Below are 21240 nucleotides of genomic sequence, written 5' to 3'. Positions count from 1 at the left end.
GGTCACGACTGCCTCCTGTAGGCGAGCGTTGTGCGGGTGGGGATGCCGATCGGGGGCAGGACCAGGATGTGTGCCACCGCCCGCCACGGCTCGAGGCGCACGTAGTTGGCCTGTCCCCACGAGTACTGTTCCCCACTCACCTCGTCGTAAACGGGGAAGTGGTCGTGCCAGTCGTGTCCGATCGCCGGCATGTCGAGCCAGACCGTGCCCTGTTCGGCCCCGTAGGGGTTGAGGTTGATCACCGTGAGCACGCAGTCTCCGGTGGACGGATCGAACTTCGAATAGGCGATCAGCGCGTCGTTGTCGACGTGGTGGAAGGTGATGTTGCGCAGCTGCTGCAAGGCCGGATGCGCGCGCCGGATGCGGTTGAGGGTGGTCAGCCACGGTTCGAGCGACTCGCCGCGCCGGCGGGCCTCGTCGTATCGGCGCGGCCGCAACTGGTACTTCTCCGAGTCGAGGTACTCCTCGCTGCCCGGCCGCACCGCGAGGTGCTCGAACAGTTCGTATCCCGAGTACACGCCCCACGAGGGAGCCAGGGTGGCGGCGAGCGCCGCACGCAGCGCGAACATGCCGGGCCCGCCGTGCTGCAGCGTCTCGTGCAGGATGTCGGGGGTGTTGACGAACAGGTTCGGCCTGGCCTCGTCGGCCTTCGCGGCGAGCTCGGTACCGAACTCGGTGAGCTCCCATTTCGCGACCCGCCACGTGAAATACGTGTAGGACTGCGTGAATCCGCGTCGCGCGAGCCCGTACATGCGGGCGGGCCGGGTGAAGGCCTCCGACAGGAACAGCACGTCGGGATCGGTGCGCTTGATCTCGGCGATGAGCTGCTCCCAGAAGTTCGGGGGCTTGGTGTGCGGATTGTCGACGCGGAAGATGTCGACGCCCAACCGGATCCAGTGCCGGACCACGCGCAGGACCTCGGCGTAGATGCCCTCGGGGTCGTCGTCGAAGTTGATCGGATAGATGTCCTGGTACTTCTTGGGCGGGTTCTCCGCGTACGCGATCGTGCCGTCGGGCAGCACGGTGAACCATTCCGGATGCTCCCGGGCCCACGGGTGGTCGGGGGCGCACTGCAGGGCGAGATCGAGGGCGACCTCGAGCTCGAGTTCCTTCGCTCGGGCGACGAAATCGCGGAAGTCCTGCTCGGTGCCGAGTTCGGGATGGATGGCGTCGTGACCGCCCTCGTCGGAACCGATCGCCCAGGGCGACCCGACGTCGTCCGGGCCGGCGACGAGGGTGTTGTTCGGTCCCTTGCGGTTGACCTTGCCGATCGGGTGGATCGGGGGGAGGTAGACGACGTCGAATCCCATCGCCGCGATGCGCGGCAGATCGGCGGCGGCCGTGGCGAAGGTGCCGTGCCGCGGGGTTCCGTCCTCGTGCCAGCCGCCGGTGGACCGGGGGAAGAACTCGTACCAGGAACCGAACAGCGCGCGGCGGCGATCGGCGAACGCCGTGAACGCCTTTCCGCGGGTGACCAGCTCGCGGAGGGGATGGGCGCGGAGGATCTCGGTGACGTCGGGGGAGAAGGCCGGAGCGACGCGCTCGGCCAGCGGACGGTCGGACCGCAGGGACGCAGCGACCGCGAGCAGAGCGGGACGGTTGCCGCGCGGTGCGCCCTTCGCGGCCTTCTCGAAGATCCGTGCGCCGACCTCGAGATCGTTCGCGAGTTCGGTGGCGTCCTGCCCGGCGTCGGTCTTCGCGGTGACCGCGTGGCGCCAGGTCGCGACCGGGTCGCTCCACGCCTCGACCCGGTAGGTCCACGCGCCGACGCTCGTGGGGGAGAAGGTGGCGTGGAAGGTGTCGGGTTCGGTGCCCGGGACCATCGGGATCCGCACCAGCCTGCCCGCGGATTCGGGATCGTCGGCCGGTCCTCGGACGGCGAGTGTCGCGGCGATCGCGTCGTGGCCCTCACGCCACACGACAGCGGAGACCGGCACCACCTCCCCGACGACCGCCTTCGTCGGATAACGCCCTCCGTCGATGGAGGGTTGTACGTCGTCGATGGCGAGCCGACCTGTCACGCTAGCTCCGTTCCGTGCGGGTCCGGGTGGACGAGCAGGGCCGATGGGGGCAACGACCGTGTCTCGAACCACCGTAATGGAGGTCGCGCCGCGCGGCTGTGCATGCAGCGGGACCCGCGAAGAATCCCCTCTGCAGCACCGAAATTATCTGTAACTCACCGTTCACTTCAATTGACCGGACGGCAACACCCCGCTCCCTACTGTTTGTTCTGCAAGACAACAACAGCCTCCTCGGGGGCACGACGAAGGGAAGAACACATGGGTCTGGTTGCCGGTCTGATCGGAGTCGTCGGAGACCTGCTGCACCTGCTCCTCGGCGGACTCTGAGTCCACCGGCCGACGGGGGGTCGGCCACAGGAGAGAAGGCCCCGCGGTGTGCACGCCGCGGGGCCTCTCCGTGTGCCGGGCGATCCCGTCCGCGACCGGCGTGGATCCGGGCACGTGAGATCCGCCGCCCGGCCGTCACGAAGCGCGGTCGGTCGGTAGTGTGCTCCCCGTGAAAGCACTGCGCCGGTTCACCGTACGAGCCCATCTTCCCGAGCGGCTGGCTGCGCTGGGAGCTCTGACGGCCAACCTCCGATGGTCCTGGCACCCGCAGACCCAGGACCTGTTCGAATCGGTCGACCCGGACCTGTGGCGCCGGTGCAGCAACGACCCCGTCCGGCTGCTCGGCGAGGTGCCGCCGGCCCGCCTCGACGCGCTCGCCGAGGACGGCGACTTCCTCGCCCGCCTCGACGCCGCCGCCGCCGACCTCGAGCACTACCTCACCCGCCCCCGCTGGTTCCAGGAACAGCAGGAGCGCGGCACGACACTGCCCGCCGGCATCGCCTATTTCTCCATGGAGTTCGGTGTCACCGAGGTGCTGCCGAACTACTCCGGCGGCCTCGGAATCCTCGCCGGCGACCACCTCAAGGCCGCCTCCGATCTCGGCCTGCCGCTCATCGGCGTCGGCCTGCTCTACCGGTCCGGCTACTTCCGGCAGTCGCTCAGCGCCGACGGCTGGCAGATGGAGCACTACCCCTCCTACGACCCGCAGGGCCTGCCGCTGCGACTGCTCACCGAGGCCGACGGCACCGCCGCGCTCGTGCAGGTCGCCGTGCCGGGCGGACGCACACTCGACGCGCGGATCTGGATCGCCCAGGTCGGGCGCGTCCCGCTGCTGCTGCTCGACTCCGACATCCCCTCCAACGACGAGGAGCTGTGCGGGGTCACCGACCGCCTCTACGGCGGCGACCAGGACCACCGCATCAAGCAGGAGATCCTCGCCGGCGTCGGCGGTGTCCGCGCGGTGCGCGCCTACACGCGCATCCACGGTCTGCCCGACCCCGACGTCTTCCACATGAACGAGGGACACGCGGGTTTCCTCGGCGCCGAACGCATCCGCGAACTCGTCACCGGCGCCGGACTCGACTTCGACGAAGCGCTCGCCGCCGTGCGGGCCGGCACGGTCTTCACCACCCACACCCCCGTGCCCGCGGGTATCGACCGCTTCCCGATCGATCTCGTGCGCCACTACTTCTCGGGCACCAACGGCGAGAACGAGTCGGCACTGCTGCCCGGCCTCACCGTCGACCGCATCCTCGCGCTCGGACGCGAGAGCAACCCGAACGTGTTCAACATGGCCCATCTCGGTCTGCGCCTCGGCCAGCGCTGCAACGGCGTGTCGAAGCTGCACGGCGAGGTCAGCCGCGGCATGTTCGAAGGACTGTGGCCCGGATTCGACGCCGCCGAGGTGCCCATCGGCTCGGTCACCAACGGTGTCCACGCCCCCACCTGGGCCGCGCGCGAATGGATCGCGCTCGCCAACCGCCTCGCCGGACCCGACCGGGTCGAGGAGGCCCGCGGCTGGGAACTGCTCCAGACCATCGACCGCAAGGAACTGTGGTCGACCCGCAACACGTTGCGCGCGCAGCTCGTCGCCGAGGTGCGTCGCCGGCTGCGCGAGGCGTGGCTCGAACGCGGCGCCACCGAAGCCGAACTCGGCTGGATCGAGTCGGTCTTCGATCCGAACGTGCTCACCGTCGGGTTCGCGCGGCGCGTGCCCACCTACAAGCGCCTCACCCTGATGCTGCGCGACCCCGAACGGCTGCGCGCGCTGCTGCTCGACGACGAACGGCCCGTGCAGCTCGTCGTCGCCGGCAAGAGCCACCCCGCCGACGACGGCGGCAAGGCGCTCATCCAGCAGGTCGTGCGGTTCGCCGACGAGTACGACGTGCGGCACCGCATCGTCTTCCTGCCCAACTACGACATGTCGATGGCCCGCTATCTGTACTGGGGTTGCGATGTGTGGCTGAACAACCCGCTGCGCCCGCTCGAGGCGTGCGGCACGTCGGGCATGAAGTCGGCTCTCAACGGCGGTCTCAACCTGTCCATCCGCGACGGATGGTGGGACGAGATGTTCGACGGCGAGAACGGCTGGGCCATCCCCACCGCCGACGGTGTCGACGACACCCGTCGCGACGATCTCGAGGCCGCCGCGTTGTACGAGTTGCTCGAACGTTCGGTGCTGCCGCGCTTCTACGACCGTGACTCCGACGGGGCGCCGGCCCGCTGGATCGAGATGGTGCGCCACACGCTCGAGAATCTCGGCCCGAAGGTGCTCGCCTCGCGCATGGTGCGCGACTACGCCGTCGACTACTACATCCCCGCGGCCGCGGCGGCCGCGAAGGTGACCGCCGACGACTACGCGGGCGCGCGGGCGCTGGCCGACTACCGGCACCGCATCGAGGCGTCGTGGCCGGGAGTGCGTGTCGCGCAGGTCGATTCGACGCCGATCCCGGACGTGCCGCAGATCGGCCTGCCGCTGGGGCTGACCGCGCACGTCCAGCTCGGCGACCTGACCCCGGAGGACGTCGAGGTGCAGGCCGTGGTCGGGCGCGTGGGCTCCGACGACACGATCGGCGACCCCGTCACCGTGGCGATGGAGCACATCGGTACCGACCCTCTGGGGGAGGAGTTCACCGCGACCGTGCCGCTGCCGCTCGCCGGCGCCGTCGGCTACACGGTGAGGGTACTGCCCAGGCACGGGCTGCTCGCCTCACCCGCCGAACTCGGCATGGTCGCGCTCCCGTAGGAGATCAGGACCCGCCGGGTGCTCGGCCGCGCAGACGCGTGAGTGCCCGGCGGACCACCGCCGGATCGGCCGTCTCCCAGAACGGCGGCAGCGACGCACGCAGATAACCGCCGTACCGCGCGGTCGCCAGACGCGAGTCGAGCACCGCCACCACGCCCCGGTCGTCGGTGCTGCGCAGCAGACGCCCGACACCCTGCGCCAGCAGCAGCGCGGCGTGGTTGGCGGCGACCGCCATGAACCCGTTGCCGCCGCGAGCCTCCACGGCGCGTTGCCGGGCGACCAGCAGCGGATCGTCGGGGCGGGGGAACGGAATGCGGTCGATGATCACCAGCGACAGCGACGGGCCCGGAACGTCGACACCCTGCCACAGCGACAGGGTGCCGAACAGGCTCGTCGCCTCGTCGGCTGCGAACTTCTCGACCAGCGCGCCGGTCGCGTCGTCGCCCTGGCACAGGATCGGTGTGTCGAGACGCTCGCGCAGTGCCTCGGTGGCGGCCTTCGCGGCGCGCATCGAGGAGAACAACCCGAGGGTGCGCCCTTCGGCGGCGGTGACGAGTTCGGCGATCTCGTCGAGATGCGAGGGCGGCAGACCGTCGCGGCCGGGTGGCGTCAGATGCTTCGCGATGTAGAGGATGCCCGCCTTCGCGTGATCGAAGGGCGACCCCACATCGATCCCGTTCCACGCGAGATCGCCCTTGTCGGACGGAGGTTCGGCACCGGAGGCGGAGGTGGTGTCGCTGCGGGCCGGCGACTGCGGCGGCAGACCCCAGTTGACCGCGAGTCCGTCGAACGACCCGCCGACCGTGAGGGTCGCGGAGGTGAGGATGACGGTGGACTCACCGAACAACCGGCTGCGCAACAACCCACCGACCGACAGCGGCGCGACCCGCACGGTGCGGCGCACGTTGCCGCGGAACTCGTCGGCGGCGAGCCACACGACGTCGGGTCGCTGCGAAGGGTCTCGCTGCTCGAAGGTCGTCAGCACCCGGACCGCGCAGTCGTGCACCTCGTCGATCTCCGCGAGCGCCTGACTGCGGGCCGCGGCGACCTCGGGATCGGTGCCGGGCTTGGCCGGTCCGATCGCCGTGTGCACGGCCCAGGCGGCATCGCGGATCGAGGCCAGCGCGGCCGCGGCGCCCTCGGGCAGCTCGTCCCAGCGACCCGCCGGTAGTTCTTCGAGGAACGACTCCCAGTTCTCGGCGGCACCGTCGAGCCGGTCGATCTCCTCGTCCTCGACGAGCTTGACGCAGCGCCGCGCGGCCGCCGACACCGTGCCCGGCGACAACTCGGCGGTGGCGACGTTCGTGATCCGATCGACGAGTTCGTGGGCCTCGTCGACGACCACGACATCGTGCTCGGGCAGGATCGAGATGCCGGTGATCGCATCGATGGCGAGCAGCGCGTGGTTGGTGACGACCACGTCGACCTGCGCGGCCTCGGCGCGCGCGATCTCGGCGAAGCAGTCTTCTCCCACCGGGCACCGCGACTTGCCGAGGCATTCGCGCGCGGTGACGGACAGCTGACGCCAGGCCTGATCGGAGACGCCGGGGGACAGGTCGTCGCGGTCGCCGGTCTCGGTGGTGGACGACCACTCCGTCACCCGCCGCACCTCGCGGCCGATGCGCGAGAGGGCGAACGCGTCGAACAACTCGGCGTCGGGCGTCTCCTCGGCGAGACCGGTATGGATCTTGTTCAGGCACAGGTAGTTTCCGCGACCCTTGAGGATCGCGAAACGCGGGCGCCGGCCGAGCGAACCGGCGAGGGCGTCGGCGAGTCGTGGCAGGTCGCGTTCGACGAGCTGCCGCTGCAAGGCGATGGTCGCGGTGGAGACCACCACGGTGCGGCCCGTCTTCACCGCGTACCGGATGCTCGGCACGAGATAGGCCAACGACTTGCCGGTACCCGTGCCGGCCTGCACGGCGAGGTGTTCGCCGGTGTCGATGCTGTGCGCGACGGCCGAGGCCATCGTCAGCTGGTTGCGCCGCTCCTTACCGCCCAGCGCGTGCACCGCGGTTCGCAGCAATTCTGGGACTTCGGGGAGATCCGGCACCGGCACAGGGTATCGGTCCCCACCGTCACCTTCGGCCTGCGGCCCCGCTACCTGTGACTTCGGTGATATCGGTGACGCCGGGAAGGTCGGTGACCAGCTCGACACCGGCCTCGCGCATCCGCTCGAGGGCGGGGCGGATCGTCGTCTCCGACACCCCCGCGGTGTAGGGCAGCAGCACCTGGGCGCCGAAACCCTCCTCGATCGCGTCGAGCGCGGTGGCCCGCACGCAGTGGTCGGTGGCGATCCCGACGATGTCGACGTCCGTCACGCCGCGGTCGCGCAGCCACGACGCCAACGTCGTGCCCTCGTCGTCGGTTCCTTCGAAGCCCGAATAGGCGGCGTCGTCGGCACCCTTGGAGAAGACGGCCTCGAACCGGTCCGTGGTCAGCTCCGGGTGGAAGTCCGCGCCCGGCGTCCCTGCCCGGCAGTGCGGCGGCCACGAGTCGACGAAATCGGGTTCGGGAGAGAAATGGTCCCCGGGATCGACGTGGTGGTCGCGGGTCGCGACGATGTGCGCGTACTCGTCACCGCGCGCCTGCAGGAACCGGGTGATGTCGGACGCCACCCGCGAGCCGCCCTCCACGGCGAGCGAACCGCCCTCGCAGAAGTCGTTCTGGACGTCGACCACCAGCAGTGCGCGCATGGCACTCACCCCTCACGGACGAAGCGGGTGGGGATGGCGGGATCCCCGGCCGAGAGCGTCAGGCCCTCCCACGGCAGACGCACCATGCCCTGCCGGAGGTACTCCCGGCTCTCCTCCAGGGTAGGCAGATCGCCGACCGCCTCGCCGCCGCGGACCAGCGGGATCATCAGTTCGTGGACCTGCGAACCCTCGCCCGGCGGGACCTGCTCGGCGCGGGCCGGGTACACGACCTCCTCGACGAACGTGCCCGTCCTCCGCGCGTACCGGACGGCCCGCTTCGCGCCCCCTCGGGACTCCTTCGACGCACTGCGCTTCTCGACCGGGATGCCGTCGACCTCCACGAGCTTGAAGACCATGCCCGCCGTCGGCGCCCCCGACCCGGTGACCAGCGACGTGCCCACCCCGTAGCCGTCGACCGGCTCGGCGCGCAGACCCGCGATCCCGTATTCGTCGAGATCACCGGACATCACGATCTTCGTGCGGGTCGCGCCGAGTCCGTCGAGCTGTTCGCGCACCTGGCGGGCAAGCACACCGAGATCGCCCGAATCGATCCGCACGCCACCGAGTTCGGGGCCGGCCACCGCGATCGCCGTGTTCACGCCCTCGGTGATGTCGTAGGTGTCCACCAGCAGGGTCGTGCCCACGCCGAGGCTCTCGACCTGGCTACGGAAGGCGGACGCCTCGTCGCGGCCGGCCGTCGTGGTGTGCAGCAGGGTGAACGCGTGCGCGGCGGTACCCGCCGCGGGGATGCCGTACCGTTGCGCGGCCTGCAGATTGGATGTCGAGTCGAAGCCCGCGAGATAGGCGGCGCGCGCCGCGGCGACCGCCGCTTCCTCGTGGGTGCGCCGTGAACCCATTTCGATGAGCGCGCGGCCGTCGGCCACACTCACCATCCGCGCCGCGGCCGAGGCGATCGCACTGTCGTGGTTGAAGATCGACAGCGTCAGCGTCTCGAGCAGCACGCACTCGGCGAAGGTGCCGCTCACCGACAGGATCGGCGAACCCGGGAAGTAGAAGTCGCCCTCGCGGTAGCCGTCGATGTCGCCGGAGAACCGGAAGTCGCGCAGCCACTCGACGGTCCGCGGAGCCAGGAAACCGGCGGCCAGTTCGAGTTCGGCCTCGTCGAACCGGAACGATCCGAGTGCCTCGATCAACCGTGCGGTGCCTGCGACGACGCCGTACCGCCTGCCCGGGGGAAGGCGCCGGGCGAAGACCTCGAAGACGCACGGGCGGTCGCCCGTGCCGTCCGCCAGGGCAGCCTCGAGCATGGTCAACTCGTACTTGTCCGTGAACAATGCGGTACCGGGACGACCGGCACGGTGAATGGCTTCGGGCACCCGATCACTGTAGAGCCACGCCCTCCGAGGCGGGTTTTTCGCGATGCTCCGAAGTCGTACCCTGGGAACATGGCGCCGTGTAGTACGACCACTCCGCTCGACGTCCGATCGACGGCGGCCCAGGCCGTTCGGGCCATGGCGGGACAGGCCGTTCCGGCCGAGGCCGAAATCGTCGAGGAGATCGAAGCGGTCGACAGGCCATGGGTGACCGTGGTCTGGGACGACCCCGTCAATCTCATGCACTACGTGACGTTCATCTTCCAGAAGCTGTTCGGGTACAGCAAGGCCAAGGCCACCGAGCTCATGCTCAAGGTCCACAACGAGGGCAAGGCCGTCGTGTCGAGTGGTTCGCGTGACAAGATGGAACACGACGTGCAGCGTCTGCACGCCGCCGGACTGTGGGCGACGATGCAACGCGACGAATGATCCCCACAGGAGGGCCCGACCGACGTGCGGCAGTGGACCAGGAAGAACTCGCTCAGCGGCCCCAAGCTCCGGTCGGAGATGGACGCCCACGAAGCGTCGGTGCTGCGGTCGCTCGTGTCCTCCGTGCTGGGCATGCTCGAGGAACGCGCCGGACAGGCCCCGCAGGACGACCTCGCGGCGCTGACCGGCCTGCGCACCGGTAACGCCACCCCGCCCGAGATCCCGGCGCTGCGACGCCTCCTACCCGAGTTCCACCGCCCCGACGCCGATGCCGTCGCCGATGTCGGCGACGACGCAGCCGACCTCAACGGTGCGATGCGGAGCCTGCACGAACCGAGCATCATCGACGCCAAGCTCGCCGCCGGCGCGGTCATCCTGCGCACCGTGCCGGAGGGCGGCGGCAAGGTGGTGCTCAATCCCGAACAGGCCGAGGCCTGGCTGTACGGACTCAACGACGTGCGGCTCGCGCTCGGTACCACCCTCGGCATCGACGCCGACACCCCCGACGTCCTCGACGACGACGATCCGCGTGCCCCGCATCTCGACGTCTACCACTGGCTGACGTGGATGCAGGACTCCCTCGTCCAGGCGCTGCAGCCGTGATCGTGCCGAGACCGACCGATTCGCTGCTCGACGTGGCGGGTCTGAGTGTCGGTCACTGGCAGCACCTCGATCCCGAGGTCACCGTCGGCACCCCCGAGGTTCCCGGTACGGGCGCCGCCACGGGATGCACCGTCGTGCTCGCCGACCCGTCCGCCGTCGCCTCGGTGGACGTGCGCGGCGGGGGACCGGGCACCCGGGAGACCGACCTGCTCGATCCGAGCCACTCCGTGCAGCGCGTCGACGCGGTGCTCCTCACCGGAGGCAGTGCATACGGGCTGGCTGCCGCCGACGGCGTGATGCGCTATCTCGAGAAGAACGGCAAGGGGATCCCGATGGGCGCGCCCGGCGCGGTCGTCCCGATCGTCCCCGGCGCCGTCATCTTCGACCTGCCGGTGGGGCAGTGGTCCGCGCGCCCGACCGCCGATTCCGGTTGCACCGCCGCGGCCACCGCCAGTTCCACACACTTCGCGCGCGGCAGTGTCGGTGCGGGCACCGGTGCCCGCGCCGGGGCGCTCAAGGGCGGCATCGGATCGGCGAGCGTGCGGATCACGGACGGCCCCGCGGCCGGGGTGACCGTGGCGGCGCTGATGGTGGCGAACCCCGTCGGCTCGGTGTTCGACCCCGTGACCGGCCTGCCCTGGGGTGTCGACGCCGCGCGCGCCGAGGAACTCGGACTGTCGTCGCCCTCCGCGTCGGATCTGGCCGCGGCCCGCGCGCTCGGCGACAAGGGCACCGTCCTCAACACCACGATCGGTGTGGTCGCCACCGACGCACCGCTGTCGAAGGCCGCGTGCCGTCGCGTCGCGGTCACCGGGCACGACGGTCTCGGCCGCGCGATACGTCCCGCGCACTCCCCGCTCGACGGCGACACGATCTTCGCGCTCTCGACCGGCACCGCCGACGTCTCCGACGCACTGGGCGATGCCCCGTCGATCCCGGCCTTCGCCGCCGAACTGCCGATCCTCGCCGCGGTGTGCGAGGCCGCGGCGGTGGTGGTCGAACGCGCGATCGTCGACGCCATCCTGTCCGCGACCTCGGTGGCCGACATCCCCGCCTACCGCGACGTGCTGCCCTCGGTCTTCGGCCGCTGACCGGTACGTGACGGCAGAATGGTGCCATGACCATTCCCGGCGGTACCGGCGCCGACACCCGCATCCGGCCGATCTGGCAACGTGCCGGTCTGTGGATCGGCGGGTTCGTCGCGATGCTCTACGGCATCGAGGCCGTCGATGCGGTGCTCCCCGCCGATCTCGACGCGGCCGGTGTCGAACCACGCACCGCCGACGGGCTGTGGGGCGTGTTGTTCGCGCCGATCCTGCACGCCGACTGGGCCCACCTCACCGCCAACACCGTGCCCGCACTCGTCCTCGGCTTCCTGGTGCTGCTCTCCGGCATCGGGCGCGGCCTGGCCGCGACAGCGATCATCTGGGTCGTCGCCGGGGTGGGGACGTGGTTGATCGCCGGCTCGGGTGAGACCCACATCGGAGCGTCGAGCCTGATCTTCGGGTGGCTCACCTACCTGATCGTGCGCGGGGTGTTCACCCGCAAGGCCGGGCAGATCCTGCTGGGAGTCGTGGTGCTGTTCCTCTACGGCGGCATGCTGTGGGGCGTGCTGCCGAGCGAACCGTGGATCTCCTGGGAAGGGCACTTCTTCGGTGCGGTCGGCGGCGTCCTCGCGGCATGGGCGCTGTCCGCGGACGCGCGTCGCGCCCGCCGCACCACCACCTCCGTCATGCCACGCTGACCACCCACGTCGACAACCCACCGATCGGCCGCGCGAAGAGGCAGAACGATCCGCGCGTCACACCTTCCCGGCCACTGTGAGTCTGCGCCGCAATACGCGCGTTGGCTTCATCGAGGGACCTTCGGCATGGCAGCATGGCTGATATGCGCATGACCGTTCTGGGGTGCTCGGGCAGTGTGGCCGGGCCTGATTCCGCAGCCTCCGGCTATCTGCTGACGGCACCGGACACCCCACCCCTGGTCATCGACTTCGGTCCCGGCGTCCTCGGTGCGCTCCAGCGCCACGCCGACCCCGGCGAAGTGTCGATCCTGCTGTCGCATCTGCACGCCGATCACTGCCTCGACCTGCCCGGTCTGCTGGTCTGGCGCCGCTATTCCCCGTCGCCGCCGCAAGGTCGCGTCCTCACCTACGGTCCCGCCGGCACCGCCCACCGCATCGGCGTGGCGTCCGCGGAGATCCCCGGCGAGGTCGACGACGTCAGCGACACCCTCGACGTCCGGATGCTCGGCGACGGCGAGCAGATCCGGTTCGGGAGCCTGACCATCTGCCCCGGCCGCGTCCACCACCCGCCGGAGGCCTACGGCTTCCGCATCACCAGCGACTCCGGCCGCACCCTCGTCTACACCGGCGACACCGGGATGTGCGATTCGGTCGTCGAACTCGCCCGCGGCGCCGACGTGCTGCTCGCCGAGGCGTCGTGGACCCACGCGCCGGGGGAACGCCCCGAGGGCGTGCACCTGTCGGGTACCGAGGCCGGTCGCGTCGCAGCCCTCGCGGGTGTCGGCGAACTCCTCCTGACCCACATCCCGCCGTGGACCTCCCGCGAGGACGTCATCGCCGAGGCCAAGGCCGAGTACTCCGGACCGGTCCACGCGGTCACCGCCGGAGACGTGTACCGCATCTGAAAGGCCCGTCCCCGGATCGCCTAGGCTCGGACGAGTGACGACACGAGAAGACGGCAGAGCGGACGACGAACTCCGGAACATTCGCATCACCCGGGGTTTCACCAACCACCCGGCGGGCTCCGTGCTCGTCGAATTCGGACAGACCCGCGTGATGTGCACCGCCAGCGTCGAGGAAGGCGTCCCGCGGTGGCGTAGGGGCTCCGGTCTCGGCTGGCTGACCGCCGAGTACGCGATGCTTCCCGCCGCCACCCACACCCGCAGCGGACGCGAATCGGTCAAGGGCAAGCTCGGCGGCCGCACCCAGGAGATCAGCCGGCTCGTCGGCCGGTCGCTGCGCGCATGCATCGACCTCGCCGCGCTCGGCGAGAACACCATCGCGATCGACTGCGACGTGCTGCAGGCCGACGGAGGCACCCGCACCGCGGCGATCACCGGCGCCTATGTCGCACTGTGCGACGCGGTGACCTACCTGCGTGCCGCGGGCAGCCTCGCCGACCCGCAGCCCGTCTCGTGCCAGATCGCCGCCGTCAGCGTCGGCGTGGTCGACGGACGTGTCCGTCTCGACCTGCCCTACGAGGAGGACGTGCGCGCCGAGGTCGACATGAACGTCGTCGCCACCGAGACAGGCACCCTCGTCGAGGTCCAGGGCACCGGCGAAGGCGCGACTTTCCCGCGTTCCACGCTCGACGCGATGCTCGACTCCTCGCTCGCCGGCATCGAGGAACTGTGCCGGATCCAGCGCGAGGTGCTCGCCGAGCCGTACCCGGGCACCCTGCCCGAGCCGGTCGAGGCGGAGATCGTCAAGAAGAAGTTCGGAGTCTGACGTGCGGGTGCTGGTCGCAAGTCGCAACGCGAAGAAGCTGCGCGAACTGCAGCGCGTGCTCGACCGCGCCGGGATCGAGGGCATCGAACTCGTAGGTCTCGACACCGTCCCGCCCTACCCGGAGGCACCCGAGACGGGGGAGACCTTCGAGGCGAACGCCGGAGCCAAGGCCCGCGACGGCGCAGCCGCCACAGGGATGCCCTGCGTCGCCGACGACTCCGGTCTCGAGGTCGACGCCCTGCGCGGCATGCCCGGCGTGCTCTCGGCCCGCTGGAGTGGACGCCACGGCGACGACGAGGCGAACACCGCACTGCTGCTCGGCCAGATGCAGGATGTGCCGGACGAGCGTCGCGGCGCGGCCTTCGTGTCGGCGTGCGCGCTCGTGGTGCCGTCGGACGACGGATTCGTCACGACCGTCGTGCGCGGCGAATGGCGCGGCAGCATCGTGCGCGAGCCGCGCGGCGAGAACGGTTTCGGCTACGACCCGGTCTTCCGCCCCGAAGGCGAGGAACGCACCGCCGCGGAACTGTCCGCGGAGGAGAAGGACGCACAGTCGCATCGAGGACGGGCACTCGCCCAGCTCGTGCCCGCCCTCGCTGCGCTCGCCGCAAGCGCCTGATTCGCGGCTCGCCGCGAGCCGCTAACGCGCGCCGGCCTGCGTCCCACGCTCCTCGCGCACGGGCTCCTCGGCGCCGGTATCCGATGCAGCATCAGCGTCGGGTGCCGGCGCCGCAGCCGTCTCGGCCGTCGATTGCGTAGCCGGTTCGGCGGGTCCGGTCGGCTCGTCGCCGCGGGAGAGTTCACCGCCCACGACGGGCCAGCCCGCAGCGACCAGCTGTTCACGGACGCGCTCGACGTCCTGCGGGTCCGGTTCCTCGTGGATCACCCCTGCCACGATCTTCCGCAGGGTGTCGTGGTCGACCTGCCGCTCCGGGTGCTCGGACGCGGTCGCCGCTGCCGTCTCGATCGCCTCGAGGAGTTCCTCGTCGGTGAGACGACGCTTGAGCACGGCGAGCAACGCGAAGTGATCCTTCGCCGGGATCCCCTCGGGATATCCCGCACGCAACCAGTCCAGTACCACCCGTGGATTCCAACGCGCCATCGTCGCCTCCTCACTCACCGTCCCGCACGGACCGTTCGAACCCGAAATGTCCGGCCGGGACCCCCTGTCAGGGTCACAGGGTTCCCGCCACGATAGCGAGGAACACCGGATTCGCCCCGTCAGGGCAGTGACATGCCCCTTTTCAGGGCAGCGACATGTCCCCTTTCAGGGCAGCGACATGTCCCGCAGATACGCCGTGACCATGGCGGTGAGCTCGTCGGCCACGACGTCCCGATGCACCGGGGGACGGTCGAGAACGTACGAGACGGCCACGTTCTCGACCGTACGCACGAGAATCCACGCGATCGCCTCCACCGGACGGTCGCCGCGCCCGCGGAGATGGAAACGCAGCCACATGTTGAGCAGGTCGTCGATCCGTCGTTCGAAGGCGGCGAGCCGGCTGTCGGACGAGCGCGGTAGTTCCTCGATGAGCACCTGGAGCAGGCGCGGATTCTCGGCGAGCGCGTCGAGCAGTTCGCCCATCGTGTCGCGCACCGATACGGGGGTGGGCGGGCCTTCGAGAGCGTCCGCGAACACGCGCGAAATGCGAGCATGCATCCCGTCCGTCCAGCGGTCCACCACCTCCGCGACGATGGCGTCCTTGTCGGGGAAGTACTGGTACAGCGAGCCCGGACTGATCCCCGCCACGCGCGCGATCCGGTTCGTCGAGGCACCTTCATAGCCGTTTTCCAGCAGAACCGTGCGACCTGCGGTGATGATCCGTTCGACCATCGCGCGGGAACGTTCCTGTTGCGGCGCGCGCCGCCGGCGCCGGTCGCTCGGGCTCATCGCCGTACCGGAAACGCGAATTGAACGCGAGTAACAGCTCGTGTGAACATCGCCTCATGGTGACACAGGAGTTGCTACGGGACGAGAGCACGCGCCCGTACCCCACGCGGTACGAGGGCAATCGGCCCCGCAACGAGCGCATCGGGAGACCGCTGAAGAAGTTCGCCCGGATCCACGAGGTGGATCAGCACCTGCTCGACCGCATCGGCCGGAGGATGTTCGCCCGCGACGAGGTGGGGGCCGCGCTCGTCCGCGGTATGCGCCGCGACCGGGACGACCCGGAACGCGTCACCATGAAGCAGTTCCACCGGGCACTGGAACACGGGATCGACGCGGTACCCGATGCACCCGCTGCGCTGCGCGAGTTCTTCGCCGTCGTCGACACCGTCCCCGACTGGGTGGACCGGGACCTGCTCGAGAAGGGTGCACGGGCATTCCGTCGCATGGGCCGCACCCGCAACGACGTGCTGCTCCAACTGTCGCTCATCGGTGGCTACCGCTTCGGCGGGCCGCCGGACCTCCTCGTCGAGACCGGCGGACTCACCGGATCCACCGCCATGCGCCGTCTCGGCGAGACCCAGAAGTGGGGCACCGCCGTCGGTGAGCCCGGCGGCATGCGCCGGAACGGGGACGGCTTCAAGCTCACCGTGCACGTACGCGCCATGCACGCACTCGTCAACGACCGGTTCGAGAACAACGGCCGATGGGACATCGAGCACTGGGGACTGCCGATCAACCAGACCGACCAGGCCGCGACCCTCGGACTGTTCAACGGCACCCTGCTCCTGGGTGTTCGCGCACTCGGCTACACCGTGAGCCGCGACGAATCCCGCGCCGTGATGCACCTGTGGAAGTACGTCGGCTGGCTCATGGGCGTGGACGAGGAATGGTTGTTCGACTCCGAACGCGAGCAGCACCGCTTCAACTACCATGTGGTGCTCGTGCAGGACGACGTCACACCCGCGGGCGCCGATCTGTCCCGCGCGCTCGTCGACGGTCAGCGCACGCTCGACTACGGACGCTTCTCCCGGGTCCGGGGTGCCTACGAACGACTGCGGCTGCTCAGCATGCTGCGCTTCTTCCTCGGGGAGCAGGGACTCCACGATCTGGGGCTACCGGTCACCCCGCCCTGGGCGGTCGTCCCCGTCGTCGCGACGAACATCGTCAAATCGCAGGTCCTGAAGAGATCGGCTCCCGGGCGCCGGTTGCTCGAACACCTCGGCGACCGTGCGGCACGCCGCGAACTGGCACTGAAGTTCGGTGCCGCGAAGCCGGACGTGGGCGCCCTGCAGGTATGACGAAAGCGGCCGCGGGAGGAGCATCGTGCTCCTCCCGCGGCCGCTTCGATCGGGAACTCGCGACGCGTGCCTACCGCGCAGATCAGCTCGCGTCGTGGGACGAGAGTTCGTCCTCCGCCCTGTCGTCCTCTGCCCCGTCCGTCTCGTCGAGGATCCAGCGCATCTCGACCACCGTGCCCTTCGGGCCGGCCGAGACCTGGACGTCGCTGGCCAGATTGCGGATCAGCGTCAGCCCGTGACCGCGTGAACGTCGGGCATCGCTGTCGACGGCGTCGTGCCAGGAGCCGTGGTCGACGACCCGCACGACCACCTCACCCTCGTCGGGCAGATACGTCGCCTCGTAGTCGAGCGTCCCGTGCGCATCGTCCGGCGCATAGGCGTGCTCGACGGCATTCGCGAGCGCTTCGTAGCTCGCGAGCAGTATGTCCTGTCGTTGGTCCTCGCTGAGGGGAAGCTTCGCCAGCCACCGCCTCGTGACGACCCGCAGGCCTGCAATCTCGGTCGGGTCGGCGTGCACACCCGACGAACGGATCTCGTCGGGAAAGAGCAAAGCTGACTCCTCGGGCGCAGACGACATGGCTCCTCGGTTCGTCGGGTACGGCGGTCTACTCGGAGACGCCTTCCGGCGAGGCACCGAGGCCGACGAGCGCGTCGTCGAGCTTCGGATGGATCGCCAGGACCTCTCCGAGGCCGAGGAGTTCGAGCGGGCGTGCCGTGGCACTGCCGTGTGCCACGACGGCGAAACCGGTGCTGTCGGCGGCTCGCTTGGACAACTCGACCAACAGAGCGATACCCATCGAAGCGAGGAAATCAACCCCGCTGAGGTCGACGATCAGTCCGGAGATGTCGGAGTCGAGGAGCGCGAGGGCTTCCTGCTCGAGGAGCGGGGCACTCGTCATGTCGACTTCGCCGTTGGCGGACAGCACGGCCACGGAGCCGTTGCGGGTCGTGGAAAGAGTCATATGCGGATGCGCGGTCATGGGATCGTTCACCTTGCCATCATGCAAGATCGTGCCGATAGATGCACACATCGGTCCGTCGGCCGTGGCCGCGACCCGCCGTGACCACCCTGTGATTATGCTGTCGTCGAGTCTGTAATGTTCCCTTTCGAGCAGGGAGGGAGGGGCGCCGAGTGGACATGCACCGAGCGCAGAGCGAGTCGGTCGAACCACCGTCGTTGCTCCTCATCGAGGACGATCCGGGTGACGCGCTCATCGTGGAGGAACTCGTCGTCGACAGTGCCCCCGAGATGACCGTCGTGTGGGTGCAGACACTTGCGCAGGCCCGCGACGAACTCGCCACATCGGCTCCCGATTGCGTACTTCTCGACCTCCACCTGCCCGATGCGAGCGGCCTCGAAGCCGTCGCCCGTATCCAGGAGATCACCGATTCCGTCCCCATCGTCGTCCTCACCGGCCTCGCGGAGGAACAGACCGGCCTCGCCGCGCTGTCCGTGGGCGCCCAGGACTATCTCGTCAAGGGACGCGTCGAACCCGATCTGTTCGGCCGCGCCGTCCGCTACGCCATCCAGCGAAAGCAGACCGAGATCGCGGCGGCGGAACTCCAGGCGAGTCAGCTTCACGCGCAGGAGAACGCCCGACTCGAACGCGGCCTGCTCCCGTCGCCGCTCCTGCGCGACGGGCAGGACTTCGACGTCGTCGCCCGTTACCGACCCGGCCGGTCGTCGGCTCTTCTCGGCGGCGACTTCTACGACGTCGTGCAGACCGGCGACGGCACCGTCCACGTCCTCATCGGCGACGTCTCCGGTCACGGTCCCGACGAGGCAGCCCTCGGCGTGGGCCTGCGCATCGCGTGGCGCACGCTCGTGCTCAGCGGGGTCGACGGTCCCCGCCGCTTGCACCAGCTCGAGGAGATCCTCGTCGCGGAGCGCACCGAGAGCCGCTTCTTCGCGTCGATGACGAACCTCACGATGTGTGCCGACCGCAGCACCGTCGAGGTCATGCGGGCCGGTCATCCCGGGCTGTTGCTCCGCCACGGCGGAACCATCGACTGGGTCGAAGCGCCCGGTGGTCCGGCTCTCGGCCTGGTGCCGGGAGTGGCCACCTGGCCCGTCCACGAGTTGGATCTGCCCGAGGACGGCGCGATCGTGTTGTTCACCGACGGATTGTTCGAGGGTCATCGGGGCGACGGCCCGGAACGACTCGGTGAGGAAGGACTCCTCGAGCTCGCGCGCGAACGCGCCCATCTGCCGGCTGCCGAGTTCACCGACTCGCTGATCGACGGTGCCGAGAAACTCGCGGACAGTAGGGGAGGGCTGTCCGACGACGTGGCAGTCGTCCACGTGCAATGGAACAGGAAGTGATCATCACCGCATGACGAACAGCGACGCAACGGCGGAGGCGGGGGACGTGCGTCGCCCTCCGTCTCGCAGGATGACGGTCCAGGCATGGTTCCTGCTCGTACTCGGCGTGATGGGTGTGTTGGTGGTCGTCGGCACCGTGGTCGGCAGTCACTTCCTCCGGGAGACGACGGAGTACTCCAATTACGTGCGCGACCGCATCCAGCCCGCCCGCGTCGAGGCGTACCGGTTGCAATCGGCACTGATCAATCAGGAGACGGGCGCGCGGGGCTACATCCTCGCCGCCGATCCCGATTTCCTCATGCCCTACGAGGAGGGGCGGCGCGAGGAGGAGGCCGCGGCCGCCGAGTTGCGCGCCCTCGTCGGCGACGAGGAGGATCTCATGGCGGACCTCGACGCGATCGAGGCACACGCGGCGGAATGGCGGCGCGTGTACGCCCAGCCGCTCATCTCCACGGTCGTGCCGGGGCAGCCGCAGTTCGTCGACCCCGCCGTCGTCGCAGCGGGACGGGACGCCTTCGACCGGATCCGGGCCGCGTTCGCCGTCCAGAACGCCGACCTCACGCAGGCCCGAGAGGACGGCATCGCCACGCTCGAGGACACGCGGATCACGCGCGATCGCATCCTCGCCGGCATGGTCGTGGTCTTCCTCCTCACCGGTGTGGGCCTGGCAGTCCTGCTCCAGATGATCGTGGTCCGTCCGATCCAACGCCTGCGGCAGGGCTCGCGCAGCGTCGTCGCGGGGCAGAACTTCGAGCGCGAGATCGAGCCGCAGGGCCCCGCCGACATCTATGCGCTGGGCCGCGACGTCGAGGACATGCGTGAGCGCATCGTGCGCGAACTGCAGGTCGCGCACGACCGCGAGGAGCAACTCGAGAACCAGGCGACGGAACTGCGGCGCTCGAACTCCGAACTCGAACAGTTCGCCTACGTCGCCTCGCACGACCTGCAGGAGCCGCTCCGCAAGGTCGCGTCGTTCTGCCAGCTGCTCGAGAAGCGCTACGGCGACAAGCTCGACGAACGCGGCACCCAGTACATCGCCTTCGCGGTCGACGGTGCCAAGCGGATGCAGGTGCTCATCAACGACCTGCTGACCTTCTCCCGCGTCGGACGCGTCAGCGACGCGCACGTCCGCACCGAACTGGACGTGACCCTCGACGCGGCCCTGACGAACATCTCCCAGGCGGTCGAGGAATCCGGGGCGAAGATCGCCCGGCCCGAGTCGCTGCCGACGATCGTGGGCGATCCCACACTGATGATCATGTTGTGGCAGAACCTGATCGGAAACGCGATCAAGTTCCGCCAAGAAGACCGGCCCGTGGAGATCCGTGTCGACTGCGAGGAGATCGTCGACGGGGACGACGAGTTCTGGCGATTCTCCGTGCAGGACAACGGCATCGGTATCGCCGAGGAGTTCGCCGACAAGGTCTTCGTGATCTTCCAGAGACTGCACGGCCGGGACGTGTACACCGGCACCGGCATCGGCCTCGCGATCTGCCGCAAGATCGTCGAATACCACGGTGGAGAGATCTGGCTCGACCCGCAGTATCGGGAGGGCAGTCGGTTCTGCTTTACGATTCCCAAGGCAGGCGACGACATGTCTGCAACCGAAGTCGCTCTGAAAGGGGCATCTGCATGAGCGTTTCCGGGCGGCCGATCGACGTCCTCCTCGTCGAGGACGACCCCGGCGACGAATTGATGACGCGCGAAGCGTTCGAGGACAACAAGATCGGAAACACCCTTCACGTGGTCCGCGACGGCGAGGAAGCACTCGACTTCCTCTACCGGCGCGGGGAGTACGAGAACGCCCCTCGGCCCGACCTGATCCTCCTCGACCTGAACCTGCCCAAGTACGACGGACGGCAGGTCCTCGAACAGGTCAAGTCCGATACCGACCTCACCGACATCCCCGTCGTGGTCCTCACCACCTCGGCAGCGGAAGAGGACATCCTCCGCAGCTACAAGCTGCACGCCAACGCGTACGTGACGAAGCCGGTCGACCTCGACCAGTTCATCCGCGCGGTGCGCCAGATCGACGAGTTCTTCGTCCAGGTGGTGCGCCTGCCGCGACGCTGAGCGCGCGTGGTCTACAGACGACATCGGGCG

At 69.4% G+C, this 21240-nt stretch carries 19 protein-coding genes and 1 pseudogene; 12 read left to right on the top strand and 8 right to left on the bottom strand.

What is annotated here, in order from left to right:
• Positions 1–2: 2 nt before the first annotated feature.
• Positions 3–2021, bottom strand: a complete 2019-nt coding sequence (locus tag B9C99_RS07490; RefSeq protein ID WP_016696452.1) for a maltotransferase domain-containing protein — start codon at positions 2019–2021, stop codon at positions 3–5.
• A gap of 496 nt (positions 2022–2517) precedes the next feature.
• On the opposite strand from B9C99_RS07490, the gene glgP reads away from it, so the two are divergent.
• The gene (gene glgP / locus B9C99_RS07485; RefSeq protein ID WP_088897452.1) at positions 2518–5094 is read left to right on the top strand and encodes an alpha-glucan family phosphorylase; all 2577 of its coding nucleotides are present in this window, start codon (positions 2518–2520) and stop codon (positions 5092–5094) included.
• Between the two features lie 4 nt (positions 5095–5098).
• Here the strand turns inward: glgP and B9C99_RS07480 are convergent, their stop codons facing one another.
• From B9C99_RS07480 to B9C99_RS07470, 3 genes are read right to left on the bottom strand one after another with little or no spacing between them, the layout of a single operon-like run.
• Entirely contained in the window at positions 5099–7144 is a 2046-nt protein-coding gene (locus B9C99_RS07480) for an ATP-dependent DNA helicase (protein WP_172414889.1), read from the bottom strand.
• Between the two features lie 25 nt (positions 7145–7169).
• Positions 7170–7787 carry a nicotinamidase gene (locus B9C99_RS07475; RefSeq protein ID WP_088897430.1) on the bottom strand — a complete coding sequence of 206 codons (618 nt, stop codon included), beginning with the start codon at positions 7785–7787 and terminating at the stop codon, positions 7170–7172.
• A 5-nt stretch (positions 7788–7792) separates the two neighbouring features.
• Complete coding sequence (locus B9C99_RS07470) at positions 7793–9124, bottom strand: nicotinate phosphoribosyltransferase (RefSeq protein ID WP_088897429.1); 1332 nt, start codon at positions 9122–9124, stop codon at positions 7793–7795.
• Positions 9125–9259: 135 nt separating this feature from the next.
• Between B9C99_RS07470 and clpS the strand changes: the two genes are divergently transcribed.
• The 7 genes from clpS to rdgB all read left to right on the top strand — a co-directional run bounded on the left by clpS (position 9260) and on the right by rdgB (position 14244).
• Positions 9260–9550: an ATP-dependent Clp protease adapter ClpS gene (gene clpS / locus B9C99_RS07465; RefSeq protein WP_225623816.1), complete on the top strand. Its 291-nt coding sequence runs from the start codon at positions 9260–9262 to the stop codon at positions 9548–9550.
• 24 nt (positions 9551–9574) lie between these two features.
• The gene (locus B9C99_RS07460) at positions 9575–10153 is read left to right on the top strand and encodes a DUF2017 domain-containing protein (protein ID WP_088897427.1); all 579 of its coding nucleotides are present in this window, start codon (positions 9575–9577) and stop codon (positions 10151–10153) included.
• Positions 10150–11244 carry a P1 family peptidase gene (locus B9C99_RS07455; RefSeq protein WP_088897426.1) on the top strand — a complete coding sequence of 365 codons (1095 nt, stop codon included), beginning with the start codon at positions 10150–10152 and terminating at the stop codon, positions 11242–11244. Before B9C99_RS07460 ends, B9C99_RS07455 begins: the two co-directional genes overlap by 4 nt.
• Positions 11245–11270: 26 nt before the next feature.
• The gene (locus tag B9C99_RS07450) at positions 11271–11897 is read left to right on the top strand and encodes a rhomboid family intramembrane serine protease (RefSeq protein ID WP_088897425.1); all 627 of its coding nucleotides are present in this window, start codon (positions 11271–11273) and stop codon (positions 11895–11897) included.
• A gap of 143 nt (positions 11898–12040) precedes the next feature.
• Positions 12041–12802, top strand: coding sequence for a cyclic nucleotide-degrading phosphodiesterase (locus B9C99_RS07445; RefSeq protein ID WP_088897424.1), 762 nt, complete (start codon positions 12041–12043; stop codon positions 12800–12802).
• Positions 12803–12836: 34 nt separating this feature from the next.
• On the top strand, positions 12837–13625 hold the full coding sequence (gene rph, locus B9C99_RS07440) for a ribonuclease PH (protein WP_088897423.1): 789 nt from the start codon (positions 12837–12839) through the stop codon (positions 13623–13625).
• Positions 13626–13632: 7 nt separating this feature from the next.
• Positions 13633–14244, top strand: a complete 612-nt coding sequence (gene rdgB, locus B9C99_RS07435) for an RdgB/HAM1 family non-canonical purine NTP pyrophosphatase (protein WP_059383999.1) — start codon at positions 13633–13635, stop codon at positions 14242–14244.
• Positions 14245–14433: 189 nt separating this feature from the next.
• Here rdgB and B9C99_RS26335 read toward each other — a convergent pair.
• Positions 14434–14727, bottom strand: a pseudogene (locus B9C99_RS26335) (DUF3349 domain-containing protein); the annotation flags it as partial.
• 165 nt (positions 14728–14892) lie between these two features.
• Positions 14893–15516 (bottom strand): TetR/AcrR family transcriptional regulator, encoded by a 624-nt coding sequence (locus B9C99_RS07425; protein ID WP_229567846.1) that lies wholly within the window; start codon positions 15514–15516, stop codon positions 14893–14895.
• 56 nt (positions 15517–15572) lie between these two features.
• Here B9C99_RS07425 and B9C99_RS07420 point away from each other — a divergent pair, with 56 nt between their 5' ends.
• Positions 15573–16814: an oxygenase MpaB family protein gene (locus B9C99_RS07420; protein WP_088897420.1), complete on the top strand. Its 1242-nt coding sequence runs from the start codon at positions 15573–15575 to the stop codon at positions 16812–16814.
• 82 nt (positions 16815–16896) lie between these two features.
• On the opposite strand, the gene B9C99_RS07415 is transcribed toward B9C99_RS07420, so the two are convergent.
• Both B9C99_RS07415 and B9C99_RS07410 read right to left on the bottom strand, forming a co-directional pair.
• Positions 16897–17364, bottom strand: coding sequence for an ATP-binding protein (locus tag B9C99_RS07415; RefSeq protein ID WP_088897419.1), 468 nt, complete (start codon positions 17362–17364; stop codon positions 16897–16899).
• A 55-nt stretch (positions 17365–17419) separates the two neighbouring features.
• On the bottom strand, positions 17420–17794 hold the full coding sequence (locus tag B9C99_RS07410; protein ID WP_172414886.1) for an STAS domain-containing protein: 375 nt from the start codon (positions 17792–17794) through the stop codon (positions 17420–17422).
• A gap of 158 nt (positions 17795–17952) precedes the next feature.
• Between B9C99_RS07410 and B9C99_RS07405 the strand changes: the two genes are divergently transcribed.
• The 3 genes from B9C99_RS07405 to B9C99_RS07395 all read left to right on the top strand — a co-directional run bounded on the left by B9C99_RS07405 (position 17953) and on the right by B9C99_RS07395 (position 21210).
• Positions 17953–19137, top strand: coding sequence for a PP2C family protein-serine/threonine phosphatase (locus B9C99_RS07405; protein ID WP_216359291.1), 1185 nt, complete (start codon positions 17953–17955; stop codon positions 19135–19137).
• Positions 19138–19207: 70 nt separating this feature from the next.
• Complete coding sequence (locus B9C99_RS07400) at positions 19208–20773, top strand: CHASE3 domain-containing protein (RefSeq protein ID WP_088897416.1); 1566 nt, start codon at positions 19208–19210, stop codon at positions 20771–20773.
• On the top strand, positions 20770–21210 hold the full coding sequence (locus B9C99_RS07395; protein WP_016693400.1) for a response regulator: 441 nt from the start codon (positions 20770–20772) through the stop codon (positions 21208–21210). Before B9C99_RS07400 ends, B9C99_RS07395 begins: the two co-directional genes overlap by 4 nt.
• The last annotated feature ends 30 nt before the right edge of the window (positions 21211–21240 follow it).

This window comes from Rhodococcus sp. BUPNP1 (genome assembly GCF_002215235.1).
In the GTDB taxonomy this organism is placed as follows: domain Bacteria; phylum Actinomycetota; class Actinomycetes; order Mycobacteriales; family Mycobacteriaceae; genus Rhodococcus.
This window is presented reverse-complemented; position numbering and strand designations above follow the sequence as displayed.